This is a genomic window from Raoultella sp., assembly GCF_039594335.1.
Classification (GTDB): Bacteria; Pseudomonadota; Gammaproteobacteria; order Enterobacterales; family Enterobacteriaceae; genus Klebsiella.
The window spans coordinates 1-17,791 of sequence record NZ_JBCNNS010000061.1 but is presented as its reverse complement, the minus strand read 5'-3'; the positions used below and the strand labels follow the sequence as shown (position 1 = coordinate 17,791).

Sequence of the window (17,791 nt, the reverse complement as noted above, 5' to 3'; positions counted from 1 at the left end):
TTTTTGTTATCGAATTCGCTAAATTCACGTTTTAGAATCTTTAAACTTCTTTACATTTGGGGAGGCAAAAGCTTTTGCGTCTCTATATACTGAGTGTAAAACCCGTTTTTACGGGCGGCAATGTGATAACAGGGGGCAAGGGATGTTGCTAAAAAAACGGTATGGTCGTCAATTGTCAGCGCTGAGTTTGAGCCTGGCTTTTGCATTTGCTCCGCTGTTTAATGCCCAGGCCGAAGAGCCTGAAATCGTACCCACAGACAGTTCCGCGACGATGGGAGAACTGTCGTCTGCGCTTATCCAGAGCGATGGTCAGTCCGCGACAGTCGCGAAAATGGCCGGCGAACAGCCGCTGCCGGCTGGTGCCGCAGAAAAAAGCCGCGCCGCGATCGTGGCGCAGTTGCCGGCTGACTATCAGCCTGTGTTTATGAATCCGCTGGTCTCGCTCTATGCGGCCAGAGATATGAAACCGATGTGGGAGAACCGCGAGGCGGTTCAGGCTTTTCAGCAGCAGTTGGCTGAAGTCGCCATCGCCGGTTTTCAGCCGCAATTTACCGCCTGGGTAAGCCTGCTGACCGATCCGGCGGTGAACGGCATGGCTCGCGATATCGTACTCTCCGATGCCATGATGGGATACCTGCATTTTATCAGCGGTATTCCGGTGCAGGGGAATCGCTGGCTGTACGGAACGAAGCCGTACACCATGGCGACGCCGCCGCTGTCGGTGATTAATCAGTGGCAGCTGGCGCTGGATAATGGCTCTCTGCTGCCGTTTATTGCCGGGCTGGCGCCGAAGCATCCACAATATGAGGCGATGCACCGGGCGCTGCTGGCGCTGGTGGCCGATTCCCGACCGTGGCCGCAGTTGACCAGCAACGTGGCGCTGCGTCCGGGGGAGTGGAGTAACGACATTGGCGCGCTGCGCGAAATTTTACAGCGCAACGGTATGCTCGATGATTCCGCGAAGATTGCTCTGCCGGGGGATGTCGTGAGTCCATCTGCCGGGAAGAAGAGCAAAACCGCGGCGCGCGGCGTCTACGATCGCCAGCTTGTTGAGGGCGTTAAGCGCTTCCAGGCCTGGCAGGGGTTGGGTGACGATGGCGTGATTGGTCAATCCACCCGCGACTGGCTCAACGTTTCCGCGGCCCAGCGCGCGGGCGTACTGGCGTTGAACATTCAGCGCTTGCGTCTGCTGCCGGGAAAACTGTCTACCGGTATTATGGTCAATATTCCTGCCTTCTCGCTGGTCTATTACCAGGATGGCAGCCAGGTGCTGGCATCGCGAGTGATTGTGGGGCGGCCGGATCGTAAAACGCCGATGATGAGCAGCGCGCTAAACAACGTGGTGGTTAACCCGCCGTGGAACGTGCCGCCGACGCTGGCGCGCAAAGATATCCTGCCGAAGGTGCGCAACGACCCGGGCTATCTTGAGCAGCATGGTTACACCGTGATGCGCGGCTGGAACAGTAAAGAGGCTATCGATCCGTACCGGGTTGACTGGTCGACAATCACCGAAAACAATCTGCCGTTCCGTTTTCAGCAGGCACCTGGCGCGCGTAACTCATTAGGGCGCTATAAGTTTAATATGCCAAGCTCCGATGCTATCTATCTGCACGATACGCCGAACCACAACCTGTTCCAGAAAGACGTGAGGGCCTTAAGCTCCGGCTGCGTGCGGGTCAATAAAGCCTCGGAGCTGGCGAATATGCTGCTGCAGGATGCTGGCTGGAATGACACGCGGATTTCCGATGCGCTCAAGCAGGGTGATACCCGCTATGTCAACATCCGTCAGAATATCCCGGTCAATCTCTATTACTTAACCGCCTTCGTCGATGCGGATGGCCGCATGCAATATCGCACAGATATTTACAATTACGATCTCACCGCGCGATCTGGCGCACAAATTCTGGCGAAAGCAGAACAATTAATCAGGTAAATGAAGTAGTTCAACGAATTTCGTTGTCCTAACTCTCAGTGAAAACAGGCCCTGTTCCTCTACAGGGCCTGTATTTACTGGGGTTAGGCTACCTTGACGTTGGCAATAATGCCCGGTAAGGTGCCTTTCGTGCGCCAGAAGTGCATATATTCGATTCATTTACTTGTAGACCTGATTATCATGGACAAATTTGACGCTAATCGCCGCAAATTGCTGGCGTTAGGTGGGGCTGCGCTCGGTGCTGCCGCCATTCTGCCTGCGCCGGCATTTGCCACCCTCTCGACCCCCCGACCGCGTATTCTGACGTTGAATAACCTGCATACTGGTGAATCACTCAAGGCGGAGTTTTTCGATGGCAGAGGCTATATTCAGGATGAATTAGCAAGGCTTAACCATTTTTTCCGTGATTTCCGCGCGAATAAAATTAAGCCAATCGATCCGAGTTTGTTTGATCAACTCTATCGTCTGCAGGGATTACTTGGCACCAATAAACCTGTTCAGCTTATCTCAGGCTATCGCTCCCTTGATACCAATGATGAGCTCCGTGCACGAAGCCGTGGTGTGGCGAAACATAGCTATCACACTAAGGGACAGGCAATGGATTTCCACATAGAAGGCATTTCGTTAAGCAATGTTCGCAAAGCGGCGTTATCAATGGGCGCAGGTGGTGTAGGATACTATCCACGTAGCAACTTTGTGCATATTGATACCGGTCCGGTCAGGCACTGGTAACGAAAGGAGCATTATGAACTATCGTATTATTCCGGTTACCGCGTTCGCTCAGAACTGTTCTTTAATTTGGTGCGAACAAACCCGGCTTGCCGCGCTGGTCGATCCCGGCGGTGACGCTGAGCGAATCAAACAGGAAGTCACGGCAGCAGGCGTCAGCCTGATGCAGATTTTGCTCACCCACGGCCATCTCGATCACGTCGGTGCGGCGGCGGAACTGGCACAACACTATGGCGTGCCGATTATCGGACCGGAAAAAGAAGATGAGTTCTGGCTGGAAGGTCTGCCGGCGCAAAGCCGAATGTTTGGTCTGGAGGATTGCCAGGCCTTGCAGCCGGACCGCTGGCTCAATGAAGGCGACGTCGTCAGCGTGGGGAATATTGCGCTGAAGGTGCTGCACTGTCCTGGGCATACGCCAGGGCACGTAGTCTTTTTTGATGAGGCTTCCCGGCTGCTGATTTCCGGCGATGTGATTTTCAAAGGTGGCGTTGGGCGCAGCGATTTCCCGCGCGGCGATCACGGTCAGTTGATTGAGGCGATTAAACGTAAATTGTTGCCGCTGGGTGATGATGTGACGTTTATTCCCGGTCACGGGCCGATGTCGACGCTGGGTTATGAGCGTCTGCACAACCCTTTCCTGCAGGATGAAATGCCCGTCTGGTAATAACCTTAACGGGATATAAAAAAGGCCGCGTAAGCGGCCTTTTTTATTGCTGGCTGGCGAAATTACAGCACGGCGACAATTGCTTCACACAGCGGCGCCATGTTATCTGGCGTCATGCCTGCAACGTTAATACGCCCGGAAGCCACGGCATAAACTGCGAACTCTTCACGCAGACGCAGTACCTGCTCTTTAGTCAGGCCGCTGAACGAGAACATCCCGTTTTGCTTAGTGATGAAAGAGAAGTCGCGGCTGGCCCCTTTTTCCTGCAGGGTATTGACGAACAGCAGACGCATGCGCTGAATACGCTGACGCATATCGGTCAGCTCTTGTTCCCAGATAGCGCGCAGTGCATCGTTGCTGAGAATTGTCGCCACCACCGACGCACCGTGCGCAGGCGGGTTGGAGTAGTTGGCACGAATCGTCGACTTCATCTGAGTAAAGGCGCGGTCAACGGTCTCGGTATCCGCCGCAACCAGCGTACAGGCACCCACGCGCTCGTTGTACAGGCCGAAGTTCTTCGAATAGGAGCTCGCGACCAGCAGCTCTTTATGCAGCGCAACGAACGCGCGCAGGCCTTCGGCATCTTCTTCCAGACCACGGGCAAAGCCCTGGTAGGCGAAGTCAAACAGCGGCAGCCAGCCTTTTTCAACGGACAGCTCAGCCAGCTGTTGCCACTGCTCCAGCGTAGGATCAATACCGGTTGGGTTATGGCAGCAGCCATGGAACAGAACTACGTCGCCCGCCTGTGCTTCATTGAGGCTTGCCAGCATACCGTCGAAGTCAAGGGTATGATTGGCAGCATCGTAATAGGCATATTCACGAACTTCCAGACCGGCGGAATTGAAGACGCTTTTGTGGTTCGGCCAGCTTGGGTTGCTTACCCAGACGCGCTTAACCGCGGTGTTCTTCGCCAGGAAGTCTGCGGCGACGCGCAGGGCGCCGGTGCCACCAGGCGTTTGGGCAGTACGTGCGCGTTTATCGCTGACGATTGCACTTCCTTTACCGAACAGCAGTTCCTGGGTGCAGCGGCCAAATTCCGCAATACCGTCGATACCCAGATAGTTTTTGGTGGTTTCATTTTCCAGCAGATACTGCTCTGCTTTTTTAACGCTGGTCAGGACCGGGGTTTTACCCGTTTCATCTTTGTAAACACCAATCCCGAGGTTAATTTTAGTCGGGCGGTCATCGGCACGAAACAGATCGGCCAGGCCTAAAATGGGGTCAGCAGGGGCGGCAGTAATGTTCTCAAACATGACGAGGTTCCATTGTGATTACTGAAGGGAATTTCGCTATCAGGGTAACGGGAGATCTACAAATTGCCAACCGTTTGCGACAAAAAGCGAGAAGCTTTTCGAAAGTTACGATCTTTATCTTAGTAATGTAGAAAAGCAGGACCGAAGTCCTGCTTTTTAGGCATATCACGAAGGGGTGTACTGATTAGAACTGGTAAACGATACCCACTGCCGCCTGGTCATCGGTGGACACTTTAGCAGTTTCGGTATAGCTGTTGTCGTCCAGCAGGTTGAATTTGTATGCCGCGTAGACGTTCATGTTCTTGTTGAAGTAGTACCAGGTACCCACTTCGACGTATTTAACCAGGTCAGCATCGCCGCCGGAGAAGCCGGGACGTTCCTGCAGGTTTTTACCTTTAGTCTGAACGTAGCCGATGGACGGACGCAGACCGAAGTCGAACTGATACTGAACAACGGCTTCGAAGTTCTGAGTTTTGCCAGCGAAGTAGTTAGCCTGGTTTTCCGGGGTCATGTTGTAGGTCTGAGAATACATGACCGCAGCGTAGACGTTGTTCGCGTCATACTTAGCGGAGGTTGCCCATGCTTCAGCTCTGTCGCCGTTATCGTCAGCTTTCTGCGCGACGCTGCGGTTGGAGCCAGAGTAACCTGCAGACAGTGCGATACCGTTTGCAAATGCATAGGTCGCAGAGGTGCTAACGCCGTCGCCGTTTTGTTTCTGGATAGCACGGCTGCTGTCGTTTTTACCCTGGTACTGCAGCGCGAAGCTCAGACCGTCAACCAGACCGAAGAAATCAGAGTTACGGTAGGTTGCCACGCCGTTGGTACGGCCGGTCATGTAGTTGTCGGTGTAGTTCCAGCCGTCGCCGCCCCACTCAACCAGCATATCGGTTGCGGATTCAACGTCGTAGATAGCGCCATAGTTACGGCCGTAGTCGAATGAACCGAAATCGCCCGCTTTCAGACCCGCGAAGGCCAGACGAGTTTTGGTCGGCTGGGCACCTTCAACGTTGGACGCATCCATGTTGTATTCCCACTGGCCGTAACCGGTCAGTTGATCGTTGATCTGGGTTTCGCCTTTCAGACCGATACGTGCATAGGTGGTGTCGCCATTATTGGTGTCACCGTTGGTGGTCCAGATGTGTTCACCAACCATTTTCCCGTAGAAGTCCAGTTTGTTGCCGTTTTTGTTATAGATTTCTGCAGCGTTAGCTGCGCCGGCTACCAGCAGGGCAGGGATTACCACTGCCAGAATATTGCGCTTCATCATTATTTATTACCCTCATTAATATTTTTATATGAACACTTGCCACTGCCGCCAATAAGTTCCGTCAATAAAAATTTACAGAACTATTGATGATAGTTTGGTGTCTGAAGGCATCTTTCCATCCGCGCCAGCGTTTCGCTAGCCGGAAAATGCTACCAATGTCGCATATGAGTAACAATAAGAAAAAATATGTAACTAAATGTGTATTTTTTGGAACTTTGTGAACTCAATCAAAATTCCGTTCCACTTTGCTCGCAAAATCAACAAACCATATATATCTATATGAATTAATTATGATTAATTTAGATAAAGACCCATTTGTGCATTTTGTGTCTGCATTTCGCTTTTTTTTTGCTCAGTATTTGTCTTTGCATCTTGTGCTGCGAGAGGTTAAAAAATGAACAAAATTATCAGGCATTTCGTCGAGGAATGCACATAAGGTGCGATTTGTCGTACATGAACAAGCCGTAATAGTGAGTAACATAAATGTTAACTGGAAGGGTTGATGTTTAAATTTCTTGATATTCATTAACAGAGCTTGACATAAAAAAAGGCCAGCTTGCGCTGGCCTTCGGCAATGATAAGATAAATTAATCAGAATGTGGCGTTGCGCGGAGTACGCGGGAACGGGATCACATCACGCACATTTTGTACGCCGGTCACGTAGGCGATCAGACGTTCGAAGCCCAGACCGAAGCCGGAGTGCGGTACGGTGCCGTAACGACGCAGGTCGCGGTACCACCAGTAGTCTTCTTTATTAAGACCCATTTCCGCCATACGCGCGTCAAGCACCTCCAGGCGCTCTTCACGCTGAGAACCCCCGATGATTTCACCAATACCTGGCGCCAGAACGTCCATTGCGGCGACGGTTTTACCGTCTTCATTAAGGCGCATATAGAACGCCTTAATGTCTTTCGGATAGTTTTTCACAACCACTGGCGCTTTGAAGTGTTCTTCCGCCAGGTAGCGCTCGTGCTCGGAAGAGAGGTCCACGCCCCAGTAAACCGGGTTTTCAAACGGCTTACCGCAGTTTTCAAGGATGGTTACCGCGTCGGTATAGTCTACCTGGGCAAAATCGGCAGACACGAAACGCTCAAGGCGATCTATCGCATCTTTATCCACGCGCTCGGCGAAGAATTTCATATCGTCCGCACGTTCTTCCAGTACCGCTTTGAAGACGTATTTCAGCATGGCTTCCGCCAGGCCTGCGACGTCGTTCAGGTTGGCAAACGCGACTTCCGGCTCCAGCATCCAGAACTCCGCAAGGTGGCGGCTGGTGTTGGAGTTTTCGGCACGGAAGGTTGGGCCAAAGGTGTAGATTTTAGACAGTGCGCAAGCATAGGTTTCACCGTTCAACTGGCCGGATACGGTCAGGAACGACTCTTTACCGAAGAAATCTTTATCGAAATCCACTTTGCCCTGATCGTTACGCGGCAGGTTTTCCAGATCCAGCGTGGAAACGCGGAACATTTCACCCGCGCCTTCGGTATCAGAAGCGGTGATCAGCGGCGTGGAAACCCAGAAGAAGCCCTGCTCGTCAAAGAAGCGATGTAGCGCTTGTGCCAGGGTATGACGCACGCGAGCGACCGCGCCGATCAGGTTAGTGCGCGGGCGCAGGTGTGCAACTTCGCGCAGATACTCGATGCTGTGACGCTTAGCGGCCATCGGATAGGTATCCGGATCTTCTACCCAACCGGTCACTTCAACGTGGCTAGCCTGGATTTCAAAACTTTGGCCCTGACCTTGAGATGCCACGATTTTGCCCGTAATGATGACCGAGCAACCGGTGGTCAAGCGCAGCACTTCCTGATTGTAATTGGGCAGAGAATTATTAATAACGGCCTGTACAGGATCAAAGCAGGAACCGTCATAGACGGCCAGGAAGGAAAAGCCAGCTTTTGAATCTCGGCGGGTACGTACCCAACCGCGCACGGTGACTTCGCTGTCAACGGCAACACGGCCCTGGAGTACGTCGGCTACAGGCACAACGCTCATAATAGTCTCTCTATTCGTAGTCCAATAAAAAAATCTGTTTCCCCCGATAATGGGGGACATCTATGTTACCTGTCATCTTCCATCAGACAAGCAGATTTCGCACCATCAAGGGGAGTTTTCGGAAATAAATAAAACAACAAGGAGCCAGAATGGCTCCTTATGGTGATTAACTGGCCTTTTTCACCGGTGGAAGGTCAAAGGCTTTACGCAGTGCCCGGACAAATGCCTTATCGTGGCAGATGGTTTTACCCGGACTGTCGGAGAGTTTCGCGACCGGTTTACCGTTACATTCCACCAGCTTTATCACGATATTTAGCGGCTTAACCTGCGGAATGTCACAGGTTAAACGCGTGCCAATACCGAAGCTGAGATTGACCCGCGAAGAGAAGTGGCGATAGAGATCGACGGCTTTCGCCAGATCGAGGTTATCGGAAAAGACCAAAACTTTACTCATAGGGTCGATCCCCAGCTTTTGGTAATGGGCGATGGCCTTTTCACCCCATTCCACAGGATCGCCGGAGTCGTGGCGCAGCCCCTGGTAGCGGGTGGCAAATTCCGCGCCGAAATCCCGCAGGAAAGCGTCCATGGTAATGCAGTCGGTAAGGGCGATGCCGAGTCTGTCAGGATACTCTTCCAGCCAGGCAGCCAGCGCTGCGCGCTGGCTGTTGGCTAAACTGGGGCTGATTTGCTGATGCGCCTGGAACCATTCATGCGCCTGGGTGCCCATTGGTGTCAGATGAAGCCGGCGAGCCAGATCGTAGTTGCTGGTACCGATAAACCACGTCTCCTGCTGCAGACGTTCGACGATGGCCTGCTGCACTTCACGTGAGAAGCGACGGCGGGTGCCAAAGTCCATCAGGCGGAAGCGGCTGAGATCGAGATCGGCGGTGATTTGCGCAAAGTCGGCCAGCTTGTGTTCGAGGGTTTCCAGCGCTAAATCAACGCTGATTTCCGGCGAGCGGTAATGATGGACCAGCTCGCTAATCACCGCCAGCAGCGGAACTTCCCACATGATAACTTCACGCCATGGGCCGGACAGGCGAATATTCAACTTGCCGTTGTCATTGTTGACGGTAACCTGACCCGGGTCATAGCGGAAGTCGCGTAGCCAGTCGAGATAGTCCTGGGAAAAGAACGGCAGGGTAGACAACCAGTGATATTCATCGTCCTGCAGCTTCAGGTCGCGCATGGTTTCAACCTGCTCGCGAATTGCGTCGGCGTAGATACCGAGCAGATCGTCCCCGCGGCAGCGGAACTCCGCCGCAACATGTACATCGCCGTAGCGGTGGAAGACAGCCTGTTGCATGTGCAGCTTGTAGGCGTCCGTGTCGAGCAGCGAGTGCAGTACAGGAGAAGTGAATTGTGTCATGGTGCGCAGTAGCGTCCTCTCACTGGAGCGTTTCCATCAAAAACCGAAGCAGAAAAAAGGAGGCGGAGTATACCTTTATTAGCCGACTCTGTCCCGCAGTTGACGGTCGATGGCGACGCTGACGGTCATTTGCGAGGCCTAGTTTAATATATTGAACAGCGATCACACCACAAGCTTTGCGCCGGGTCGAGCGCATTTCGTGCCTCTTTTGTTATCAATATGTAGCAATTTTCGTTTTTGGTGTTGAAAAGATGAAGATTCTGCATAGCGCGATCTACACAACAGGAATAGACTGGGCTTGACACTTTATGGAACATGCTAAAGGTTTTTTATGACACAACAGCCCCAAGCCAAATACCGCCACGATTACCGTGCGCCGGATTATCTGATTAGCGATATTGATTTGACCTTTGACCTGGATGCCGAGAAAACCGTGGTTACGGCTGAGAGTAAAATCTCCCGTCATGCGGCGGCGTCCGATGCGCCGTTGCGTCTGGATGGCGAAGACCTGACGTTGGTCTCCCTGCAGGTGGATGGCCAGCCGTGGAGCAACTATAAACAAGAAAATAACCAACTGGCGATCGGTGGATTACCGGAACATTTCACCCTGACCATCGTCAATGAAATCAGCCCGGCGGCGAATACCGCTCTGGAAGGTCTCTACCAGTCTGGCGAAGCCCTCTGCACCCAGTGTGAGGCGGAAGGTTTCCGTCACATTACCTGGTATCTGGATCGTCCGGATGTGCTGGCCCGCTTCACCACCAAAATTATCGCCGACAAAACGAAATACCCGTTCCTGCTTTCCAACGGCAACCGCGTGGCGCAAGGTGAGCTGGAAAACGGTCGTCACTGGATCCAGTGGCAGGACCCGTTCCCGAAACCGTGCTATCTCTTTGCGCTGGTGGCCGGCGATTTCGATGTGCTTCGCGATACCTTCAAAACCCGTTCTGGACGTGAAGTGGCGCTGGAACTGTTCGTTGATCGCGGCAATCTCGACCGTGCGCCGTGGGCGATGATGTCGCTGAAGAACTCGATGAAATGGGACGAAACCCGTTTTGGTCTCGAGTACGATCTCGACATCTATATGATTGTCGCCGTCGACTTCTTTAATATGGGGGCGATGGAGAACAAAGGGCTGAACGTCTTTAACTCCAAATATGTGCTGGCGCGTACCGATACCGCCACCGATAAAGATTATCTCGATATTGAACGCGTCATCGGCCACGAATATTTCCATAACTGGACCGGCAACCGCGTGACCTGCCGCGACTGGTTCCAGTTGAGCCTGAAGGAAGGGCTGACCGTATTCCGCGATCAGGAGTTCAGCTCTGATCTCGGTTCGCGCGCGGTGAACCGGATTAACAACGTGCGCACCATGCGTGGTCTGCAGTTCGCTGAGGACGCCAGCCCGATGGCCCATCCGATTCGCCCGGATAGCGTCATCGAGATGAATAACTTCTATACCCTGACGGTGTATGAAAAAGGGGCGGAAGTGATCCGCATGCTGCATACCCTGTTAGGGGAAGCTAACTTCCAGAAAGGGATGCAGCTATACTTCGAACGCCACGACGGCAGCGCTGCAACCTGCGACGATTTTGTCCAGGCGATGGAAGATGCTTCTAACGTCGACCTGTCGCATTTCCGTCGCTGGTACAGCCAGTCCGGCACGCCGGTAGTGAGCGTCCATGATGACTACAACCCGGAAACCGAACAGTATACGTTGACCATCAGCCAGCGTACGCCGCCGACTGCGGAACAGCCGGAGAAACAACCGCTGCACATTCCGTTCGATATCGAACTGTATGATAACGAAGGAAAGGTGATCCCGCTGCAGAAAGGAGGCCATCCGGTGCATCACGTGCTGAATGTGACCCAGGCCGAGCAGACCTTTGTGTTCGACAACGTCTACTTCCAGCCGGTACCGGCGCTGCTGTGCGAGTTCTCCGCCCCGGTGAAGCTGGAATATAAATGGAGCGACCAGCAGCTCACCTTCCTGATGCGCCACGCGCGCAATGACTTCTCCCGCTGGGATGCCGCGCAGAGCCTGCTGGCAACCTATATCAAGCTGAACGTCAATCGCCACCAGCAGAGTCAGCCGCTGTCGCTGCCGATTCATGTCGCCGACGCGTTCCGTGCGATTTTGCTCGATGAGAAGATCGATCCGGCGCTGGCGGCTGAAATTCTGACGTTGCCTTCCGTCAATGAAATCGCTGAGCTGTTTGCGATCATCGATCCGATCGCCATTGCGGCGGTCCGTGAAGCGTTGACCTGCACCTTAGCAAAAGAGCTGGAGGACGAGTTCCTCGCAGTTTACAACGCCAACAAGCTGGCGAGCTATCGCGTAGAACACGCCGATATTGGTAAGCGTTCACTGCGCAATACCTGCCTGCGCTATCTGGCGTTTGGTGACGCTGAGCTGGCCGATAAGCTGGTTGTCGCGCAGTATCATCAGGCCGACAACATGACCGATGCCTTGGCTGCACTGTCGGCCGCAGTCGCGGCTCAGCTGCCTTGCCGCGACGCGCTGATGCAGGAGTATGACGACAAATGGCATCAGGACGGCCTGGTAATGGATAAATGGTTTATCCTGCAGTCCACCAGCCCGGCAGACAATGTCCTTGAAACGGTACGTGGCCTGCTGAATCACCGCTCGTTTAGTATGAGCAACCCGAACCGCGTACGCTCGCTGATTGGCGCGTTTGCCGGCAGTAACCCGGCGGCGTTCCACGCCGAAGATGGCAGCGGCTATCAGTTCATGGTGGAGATGCTGACCGAGCTCAACCGCCTCAACCCGCAGGTAGCCTCTCGCTTGATTGAGCCGTTGATTCGACTGAAACGCTACGATGCTAAACGCCAGGCGCTGATGCGCGCGGCGCTGGAGCAGCTAAAAGGTCTGGAGAATCTCTCCGGGGATCTGTTCGAGAAAATCAGTAAGGCGCTGGCGTAACGAGGCAAGACTCCCGAATAACGGCGCGAGCGCGCCTTATTCGGGCTATCAACACCCCAAGCGGCCGCCCCCGGCAGGCGCAGTGCCGCCGGGGAAATCTCCAATCAGGATTAACCGTGACTTAATAAGCGCGGTGCAGATTCGTTCTTACCGCGTTTCATCACTCTGTTCAGCACTTCGGCTTCCAGTTCAGCCAGTCTGGCCGATCCGGTCCGCCGGGGCCGCGGAATATCGACGGTGACATCCAGGCCGATTTTCCCTTCTTCAATCAATAGTACCCGGTCAGCCATGGCCACCGCCTCACTCACATCATGCGTGACCAGCAGTACGGTAAAACCGTGTTCCTCCCACAGCGAAACGATCAGATCCTGCATCTCCAGCCGGGTTAACGCATCCAGTGCGCCCAGCGGTTCATCGAGTAGCAGCAGACGAGGACGATGAATCAGCGCGCGGGCCAGCGCCACGCGCTGTTTTTGTCCACCGGAGAGCGCCGCTGGCCAGTCGCCAGCGCGGTTTTCCAGGCCAACGCTGGCCAGCGCCTGCAGGGCGGAATCACGCCATTGGCCTTTCAGCCCAAGACCGACGTTGTCTATCACCGATTTCCACGGCAGCAGCCGCGAATCCTGAAACATCATCCGACTGTCGTCCTGGACCTGCGCCAGGGGGGTTGAGCCGGCCAGCAGCTCGCCGCCGTTGGGTTTTTCGAGTCCCGCCAGCAGACGCAGCAGGGTACTTTTTCCGCCGCCGCTGCGCCCGACCACCGCGACAAACTGCCCGGTCGGAATATGTAAATCCAGTGCGTTAAGAATGGTATTTTCGCCGTAGCGTTTAGTCACGCCGTTAAGCAACAGCGGGATCCCTGGGTTCAGACGGGCAGTAGTCATGCGTTGGCCTCCTGAAGATGATAAGCCGGGTTCCAGCGTAGCCAGACGCGTTCTAACAGCTGCGCGCTGAAGTCGGCCAGTTTGCCAAGAATGGCGTAAAGAATAATGGCGACCACCACCACATCCGTTTGTAAAAACTCCCGCGCATTCATCGCCAGATAGCCGATGCCGGCGTTAGCGGAGATGGTTTCGGCCACAATCAGCGTTAACCACATCAACCCGAGGGCGAAGCGGATGCCGACCATTATCGAGGGCAGGGCGCCCGGTAGAATCACATGGCGGAACAGCGCGAAGCCGGACAGGCCGTAGCTACGCGCCATCTCCACCAGCCCGCGATCAATATTGCGGATGCCGTGCCAGGTGTTGATGTAGATGGGGAAAATGGTCCCCAGCGCCACGAGGAAGATTTTGGCGCTTTCATCAATGCCGAACCATAAAATAACCAGTGGAATCAACGCCAGATGCGGGACGTTACGCAGCATCTGAATCGAGGTATCTAGCAGGCGCTCCCCCCAACGCGACAGGCCGCTGATCAGGCCCAGCAGCAGCCCGATGGAACCGCCGATGGCGAAGCCCAGCAGAGCACGCCACGAACTGATAGCCAGGTGTTGCCACAGTTCGCCGCTGGCGGAAAGCGTCCAGAAGGCCTTGAGCACACCTTCCGGAGAGGGAAGAATGCGGGTGGATAACCAGCCGACGGAGGAAGCGAGCTGCCAGACGATGACGGTTCCCACTGGCAGAAGCCAGGGAGAAACCCGCAGCAGCAATTTTTGCGCAGACGTAGCCATGATGTGTTCCTTAGCTTTGTGCGACTTTGCGCGGAATAAATTCGTTTGCGACTGCCTCGCCCTGTGGACGCAGAAGCTGCGGTTGTGGAATCGACGGGATATTGACATCCAGCCGCGGGAACAGCAGTTCGCCGACACGATAAGCCTCTTCAAGATGCGGATAGCCGGAGAAGATAAAGCTATCGATACCCAGGGCTGCGTATTCATTGATCCGTTCGGCTACGGTCGCCGCGTCGCCGACCAGGGCGGTTCCCGCCCCTCCGCGTGCCAGTCCGACGCCGGCCCACAGGTTAGGGCTGATTTCAAGTTTGTCGCGCCGACCGTTGTGCAATGCCACCATCCGCTGCTGCCCGACGGAATCGGTTTTGGCAAAGGCGGCCTGCGCCCTGGCAATAGTGTCGTCATCAAGATGTGAAATGAGGCTTTCGGCCGCTTCCCAGGCCTCTTCGTTTGTCTCCCGGACAATGACATGCAGACGAATACCGAAACGGACCTTACGACCGTGACGGGCGGCTTTTTCACGCACCTGGGCTATTTTTTCCGCAACCTGTGCTGGCGGTTCTCCCCAAGTGAGATAGAGCTCGACCTGCTCAGCGGCGAGATCCTGCGCCACATCGGACGAACCGCCAAAATAGAGCGGCGGGCGCGGCTGCTGTAGAGGGGGGAACAGCAGTTTCGCGCCGTGCACCCGCTGGTATTTTCCATTGAAGGTAACGGTTTCGCCTTCCATCAGGCGGCGCCAGATATGAGTAAATTCAGAAGAGGCTTCGTAACGTTCGGTATGATCGAGGAAAACCCCGTCGCCAGCGAGTTCCTGCGGGTCGCTGCCGGTCACCAGGTTAAATAACGCCCGGCCGTTGGAAAGGCGGTCGAGCGTAGCGGCCTGGCGGGCGGCGACAGTCGGGGAGGTCACGCTCGGGCGCAGGGCGACAAGAAATTTCAGACGCTGGGTGACGGGAATCATCGAAGCGGCAACCAGCCACGCATCTTCGCAGGAACGTCCGGTCGGGATCAATACGCCGGTAAAACCGAGGCGGTCTGCGGTTTGCGCAATTTGCTGCAGATAGCCGTAATCAACCGGGCGGGCGCCTTCTTCGGTCCCGAGGTAGTGACCATCACCGTGGGTCGGCAAAAACCAGAACATATTCAGACTCATGATTTCGCTCCTTGTGCGGTTGCGGGCTGCCAGATGCGAGTGCGGATGTCGACTTTTTTCGGCACCAGTTTGTTCTCGTAGAACAGATCGGCCGTTTGCTGCTGACGGGCAGCGGTTTCGGCACTGACCGGAGTAATGGTGGTCGGCGGCCGATGGTCCAGATAGCTGGCGATCACCTTTTCAGGGAGTCCCATCGTTTTTGCCAGCAGAGTAATGCTTTGCGGGCGTTGGCTCAGCGTCAGGGCATCCGCCTGGCTGAATGTGTCGAGCACGTCACTAATAAAGGCGCCATTTTTTTCCGCGTAGGGGCGCGATGCCAGATAGAAGGAGCCGGTTTGTTTCAGATCGGTTCCGTCTTTGAGCACCCGGGCGCTCGCTTGTTGTTGAGCGGCGGAATAGTAGGGGTCCCAGATAGCCCAGGCATCAACATTGCCCTGTTGAAACGCCGCACGGGCATCTGCGGGGGCAAGATAAACGGGCTGAATATCACTGAATGTCAGGCCCGCCTGTTGTAATGCCCTTAGCAACAGGTTGTGGGAACTGGAGCCTTTCTGAAACGCGACCTTACGTCCCTTCAGTTCAGCTACGGTTTTGATCGGGCTGTTTTCCGCGACCAGAATCACCTCCGCTTTCGGCTTCGGGGGCTCAGCGCCAACGTAAACCAGTTCGGCTCCTGCGGCCTGGGCGAAAATCGGTGGGATATCGCCGGTACTGCCCAGATCGATACTGCCGACGTTTAGCGCTTCAAGCATTTGTGGGCCAGCGGGAAATTCTACCCAGGAGATTTTGGTGTTCGGGTAGCGTTTTTCCAGGAACTGATGGCTTTTGGCCAGCACCATACTGACGCTGCCTTTTTGGTAGCCGATGCGCAGTGCTTCCGGCGCGGATTGTGCCGCATGGCTCAGGGCCGATAACGTCAGCAAACCACTCAGTGAGAGGGTTCTGAGAAGGTTACGCATGTTCCACCCCGCGGAGGGGCTTGAGCGCGGGAGCGCGGCTGGTCGGGCGGTGCAGCGCCTGCCAAAAGGTTTCCAGCGCCAGATCGAGCCGACCCTGCAAATTAGGCGTAAACTGCGGTTTATGTTGATAGTCGGTGACCTGGCTATCGTCAGCGAAGACGCCGTGCAGAATTTCCTGTGCTTTCAGGGCGTTGAGCACCGGTTTCAGCGCATAATCCACTGCCAGCATGTGAGCGATCGTGCCGCCGGTGGCCAGCGGCAGGACGATTTTTCCCTCCAGCGCCCGTTCCGGGAGCAGGTCGAGTAGCGTCTTCAGCGCGCCGGAAAAAGAGGCCTTATAGATCGGGGTGGCGATGATAAGCCCATCGGCACCTGCCAGCTGTTCGTTCAGCGTATGTAACGCCGGGTTATCGAAGCGAGCATACAGAAGGTCTTCCGGATCAAAATTTTGCAAATGCCAGTGGCAGACTTCAACATCTGCTGCGGAGAGGGTCTCTCTGGCATATTCCAGAAGCGCGCTGGAACGGGAAGGGTAACGCGGACTGCCCGCAAGTGTAATGACACGCATCTTCTCTCTCCTTATAACCAAATGTTCGCATTTATCTATGATTGATAACATTTAATGGCAGTGTGACAGAGCCGATTTATTTCCCTAAATGATTTTTCCACCCTTGTTTTGTCAGAAATTGCATAAGGCGAAGGGGAAAAGTAAACGTTTGCGTTGGATGCGAGATTTTTTGTCGTAGGTCAATTCCCTTTCCGGCGCCGATCGAACATAATACGCCCCCGGTTTGCACACCGGGAATCCAGGAGAGTTCATGTACTACCCCTTCGTTCGTAAAGCCCTTTTTCAGCTCGATCCTGAGCGCGCTCATGAAGTTACTTTTCAACAACTACGTCGTGTATCAGGTACGCCGCTGGAAATGCTGGTCCGCCAGAAGGTACCGTCCAAACCGGTCACCTGCATGGGACTCACGTTTAAAAATCCGCTGGGTCTGGCCGCTGGGCTGGACAAGAACGGTGAGTGCATTGATGCGCTCGGCGCCATGGGGTTTGGCGCCATTGAAATTGGTACCGTAACGCCGCGTCCGCAGCCAGGGAACGATAAGCCGAGGATCTTCCGCCTGGTGGAGGCCGAAGGTTTGATCAACCGCATGGGTTTTAATAACCACGGTGTTGAGAACCTGGTTGAGAACGTAAAAAAGGCGCATTTTGACGGTATTCTCGGTATTAATATTGGTAAGAATAAAGATACGCCGGTTGAGCAGGGTAAAGATGATTATCTGATTTGTATGGAAAAAGTCTATCCGTATGCCGGGTATATCGCCATTAATATCTCTTCACCGAATACCCCAGGCCTGCGCACCTTACAATACGGTGATGCCCTGGATGATTTACTCTCTGGTATTAAAAATAAGCAGCTTGAGCTGCAGCAAAAGCATCAGAAATATGTCCCTGTCGCGGTGAAGATCGCCCCGGATCTTTCTCTTGAGGAATTGATCCAGGTGGCCGACAGTTTAGTTCGTCATAATATTGATGGCGTCATTGCCACCAATACCACCCTCGATCGTTCCCTGGTCCAGGGAATGAAATTCTGTGATGAAACGGGTGGTCTTAGCGGTCGTCCATTGCAATTAAAGAGTACGGAAATTATCCGTATGCTGGCGACAGAATTAAATGGTCGTTTGCCCATTATCGGAGTCGGAGGGATTGACTCGGTGATCGCGGCACGGGAAAAAATCGCCGCCGGTGCAAGCCTCGTCCAGATTTATTCCGGATTTATTTTTAAAGGTCCTCCGCTGATTAAAGAAATTGTTAACCATATCTAATCTTTTCCCCCTCTGATCCCT

14 protein-coding genes are annotated in these 17,791 nt (G+C 54.3%); 5 read left to right on the top strand and 9 right to left on the bottom strand.

What is annotated here, in order from left to right; translation table 11 throughout:
* Positions 1-142: 142 nt before the first annotated feature.
* From ldtD to ACZAHD_RS12565, 3 genes are all read left to right on the top strand, one after another.
* Positions 143-1,933, top strand: a complete 1,791-nt coding sequence (ldtD, locus tag ACZAHD_RS12575; protein WP_462457072.1) for a L,D-transpeptidase — start codon at positions 143-145, stop codon at positions 1,931-1,933.
* Between the two features lie 180 nt (positions 1,934-2,113).
* Positions 2,114-2,665: a peptidoglycan L,D-endopeptidase MepK gene (locus ACZAHD_RS12570; protein WP_015584788.1), complete on the top strand. Its 552-nt coding sequence runs from the start codon at positions 2,114-2,116 to the stop codon at positions 2,663-2,665.
* 13 nt (positions 2,666-2,678) lie between these two features.
* Entirely contained in the window at positions 2,679-3,326 is a 648-nt protein-coding gene (locus ACZAHD_RS12565; RefSeq protein ID WP_462457071.1) for an MBL fold metallo-hydrolase, read from the top strand.
* A gap of 62 nt (positions 3,327-3,388) precedes the next feature.
* Here the strand turns inward: ACZAHD_RS12565 and ACZAHD_RS12560 are convergent, their stop codons facing one another.
* The 4 genes from ACZAHD_RS12560 to pncB all read right to left on the bottom strand — a co-directional run bounded on the left by ACZAHD_RS12560 (position 3,389) and on the right by pncB (position 9,207).
* Positions 3,389-4,579 (bottom strand): amino acid aminotransferase, encoded by a 1,191-nt coding sequence (locus tag ACZAHD_RS12560; protein WP_462457070.1) that lies wholly within the window; start codon positions 4,577-4,579, stop codon positions 3,389-3,391.
* 184 nt (positions 4,580-4,763) lie between these two features.
* Positions 4,764-5,846: a porin gene (locus ACZAHD_RS12555; RefSeq protein ID WP_462457069.1), complete on the bottom strand. Its 1,083-nt coding sequence runs from the start codon at positions 5,844-5,846 to the stop codon at positions 4,764-4,766.
* Positions 5,847-6,437: 591 nt separating this feature from the next.
* Complete coding sequence (gene asnS / locus ACZAHD_RS12550; RefSeq protein WP_462457068.1) at positions 6,438-7,838, bottom strand: asparagine--tRNA ligase; 1,401 nt, start codon at positions 7,836-7,838, stop codon at positions 6,438-6,440.
* A 166-nt stretch (positions 7,839-8,004) separates the two neighbouring features.
* Positions 8,005-9,207, bottom strand: coding sequence for a nicotinate phosphoribosyltransferase (pncB, locus tag ACZAHD_RS12545; protein WP_462457067.1), 1,203 nt, complete (start codon positions 9,205-9,207; stop codon positions 8,005-8,007).
* 331 nt (positions 9,208-9,538) lie between these two features.
* Here pncB and pepN point away from each other — a divergent pair, with 331 nt between their 5' ends.
* Complete coding sequence (gene pepN / locus ACZAHD_RS12540; protein ID WP_462457066.1) at positions 9,539-12,154, top strand: aminopeptidase N; 2,616 nt, start codon at positions 9,539-9,541, stop codon at positions 12,152-12,154.
* A 110-nt stretch (positions 12,155-12,264) separates the two neighbouring features.
* On the opposite strand, the gene ssuB is transcribed toward pepN, so the two are convergent.
* Genes ssuB through ssuE form a run of 5 tightly spaced genes read right to left on the bottom strand, consistent with a single transcriptional unit; the run spans position 12,265 to position 16,509 of the window.
* Positions 12,265-13,038, bottom strand: a complete 774-nt coding sequence (gene ssuB, locus ACZAHD_RS12535) for an aliphatic sulfonates ABC transporter ATP-binding protein (RefSeq protein ID WP_462457065.1) — start codon at positions 13,036-13,038, stop codon at positions 12,265-12,267.
* Complete coding sequence (gene ssuC, locus ACZAHD_RS12530; protein ID WP_462457064.1) at positions 13,035-13,826, bottom strand: aliphatic sulfonate ABC transporter permease SsuC; 792 nt, start codon at positions 13,824-13,826, stop codon at positions 13,035-13,037. The genes ssuB and ssuC overlap by 4 nt, the downstream gene beginning before the upstream one ends.
* Positions 13,827-13,836: 10 nt before the next feature.
* Positions 13,837-14,982, bottom strand: coding sequence for an FMNH2-dependent alkanesulfonate monooxygenase (gene ssuD, locus ACZAHD_RS12525; RefSeq protein ID WP_462457063.1), 1,146 nt, complete (start codon positions 14,980-14,982; stop codon positions 13,837-13,839).
* Complete coding sequence (locus ACZAHD_RS12520; RefSeq protein ID WP_462457062.1) at positions 14,979-15,941, bottom strand: aliphatic sulfonate ABC transporter substrate-binding protein; 963 nt, start codon at positions 15,939-15,941, stop codon at positions 14,979-14,981. Before ACZAHD_RS12520 ends, ssuD begins: the two co-directional genes overlap by 4 nt.
* Entirely contained in the window at positions 15,934-16,509 is a 576-nt protein-coding gene (ssuE, locus tag ACZAHD_RS12515; RefSeq protein ID WP_462457061.1) for an NADPH-dependent FMN reductase, read from the bottom strand. The genes ACZAHD_RS12520 and ssuE overlap by 8 nt, the downstream gene beginning before the upstream one ends.
* A gap of 250 nt (positions 16,510-16,759) precedes the next feature.
* Between ssuE and pyrD the strand changes: the two genes are divergently transcribed.
* Positions 16,760-17,770 carry a quinone-dependent dihydroorotate dehydrogenase gene (gene pyrD, locus ACZAHD_RS12510; protein WP_462457060.1) on the top strand — a complete coding sequence of 337 codons (1,011 nt, stop codon included), beginning with the start codon at positions 16,760-16,762 and terminating at the stop codon, positions 17,768-17,770.
* Positions 17,771-17,791 lie beyond the last annotated feature (21 nt).

Bases quoted from the DNA above. Each gene is read 5' to 3' on its own strand.
- ACZAHD_RS12555 (WP_462457069.1), bottom strand. From the start codon at position 5,846: ATGATGAAGCGCAATATTCTGGCAGTGGTAATCCCTGCCCTGCTGGTA.
- ssuC (WP_462457064.1), bottom strand. From the start codon at position 13,826: ATGGCTACGTCTGCGCAAAAATTGCTGCTGCGGGTTTCTCCCTGGCTT.
- ACZAHD_RS12520 (WP_462457062.1), bottom strand. From the start codon at position 15,941: ATGCGTAACCTTCTCAGAACCCTCTCACTGAGTGGTTTGCTGACGTTA.
- ssuE (WP_462457061.1), bottom strand. From the start codon at position 16,509: ATGCGTGTCATTACACTTGCGGGCAGTCCGCGTTACCCTTCCCGTTCC.
- ACZAHD_RS12565 (WP_462457071.1), top strand. From the start codon at position 2,679: ATGAACTATCGTATTATTCCGGTTACCGCGTTCGCTCAGAACTGTTCT.
- pepN (WP_462457066.1), top strand. From the start codon at position 9,539: ATGACACAACAGCCCCAAGCCAAATACCGCCACGATTACCGTGCGCCG.
- pyrD (WP_462457060.1), top strand. From the start codon at position 16,760: ATGTACTACCCCTTCGTTCGTAAAGCCCTTTTTCAGCTCGATCCTGAG.
- ACZAHD_RS12570 (WP_015584788.1), top strand. From the start codon at position 2,114: ATGGACAAATTTGACGCTAATCGCCGCAAATTGCTGGCGTTAGGTGGG.
- pncB (WP_462457067.1), bottom strand. From the start codon at position 9,207: ATGACACAATTCACTTCTCCTGTACTGCACTCGCTGCTCGACACGGAC.
- ACZAHD_RS12560 (WP_462457070.1), bottom strand. From the start codon at position 4,579: ATGTTTGAGAACATTACTGCCGCCCCTGCTGACCCCATTTTAGGCCTG.
- ssuB (WP_462457065.1), bottom strand. From the start codon at position 13,038: ATGACTACTGCCCGTCTGAACCCAGGGATCCCGCTGTTGCTTAACGGC.
- ldtD (WP_462457072.1), top strand. From the start codon at position 143: ATGTTGCTAAAAAAACGGTATGGTCGTCAATTGTCAGCGCTGAGTTTG.
- ssuD (WP_462457063.1), bottom strand. From the start codon at position 14,982: ATGAGTCTGAATATGTTCTGGTTTTTGCCGACCCACGGTGATGGTCAC.
- asnS (WP_462457068.1), bottom strand. From the start codon at position 7,838: ATGAGCGTTGTGCCTGTAGCCGACGTACTCCAGGGCCGTGTTGCCGTT.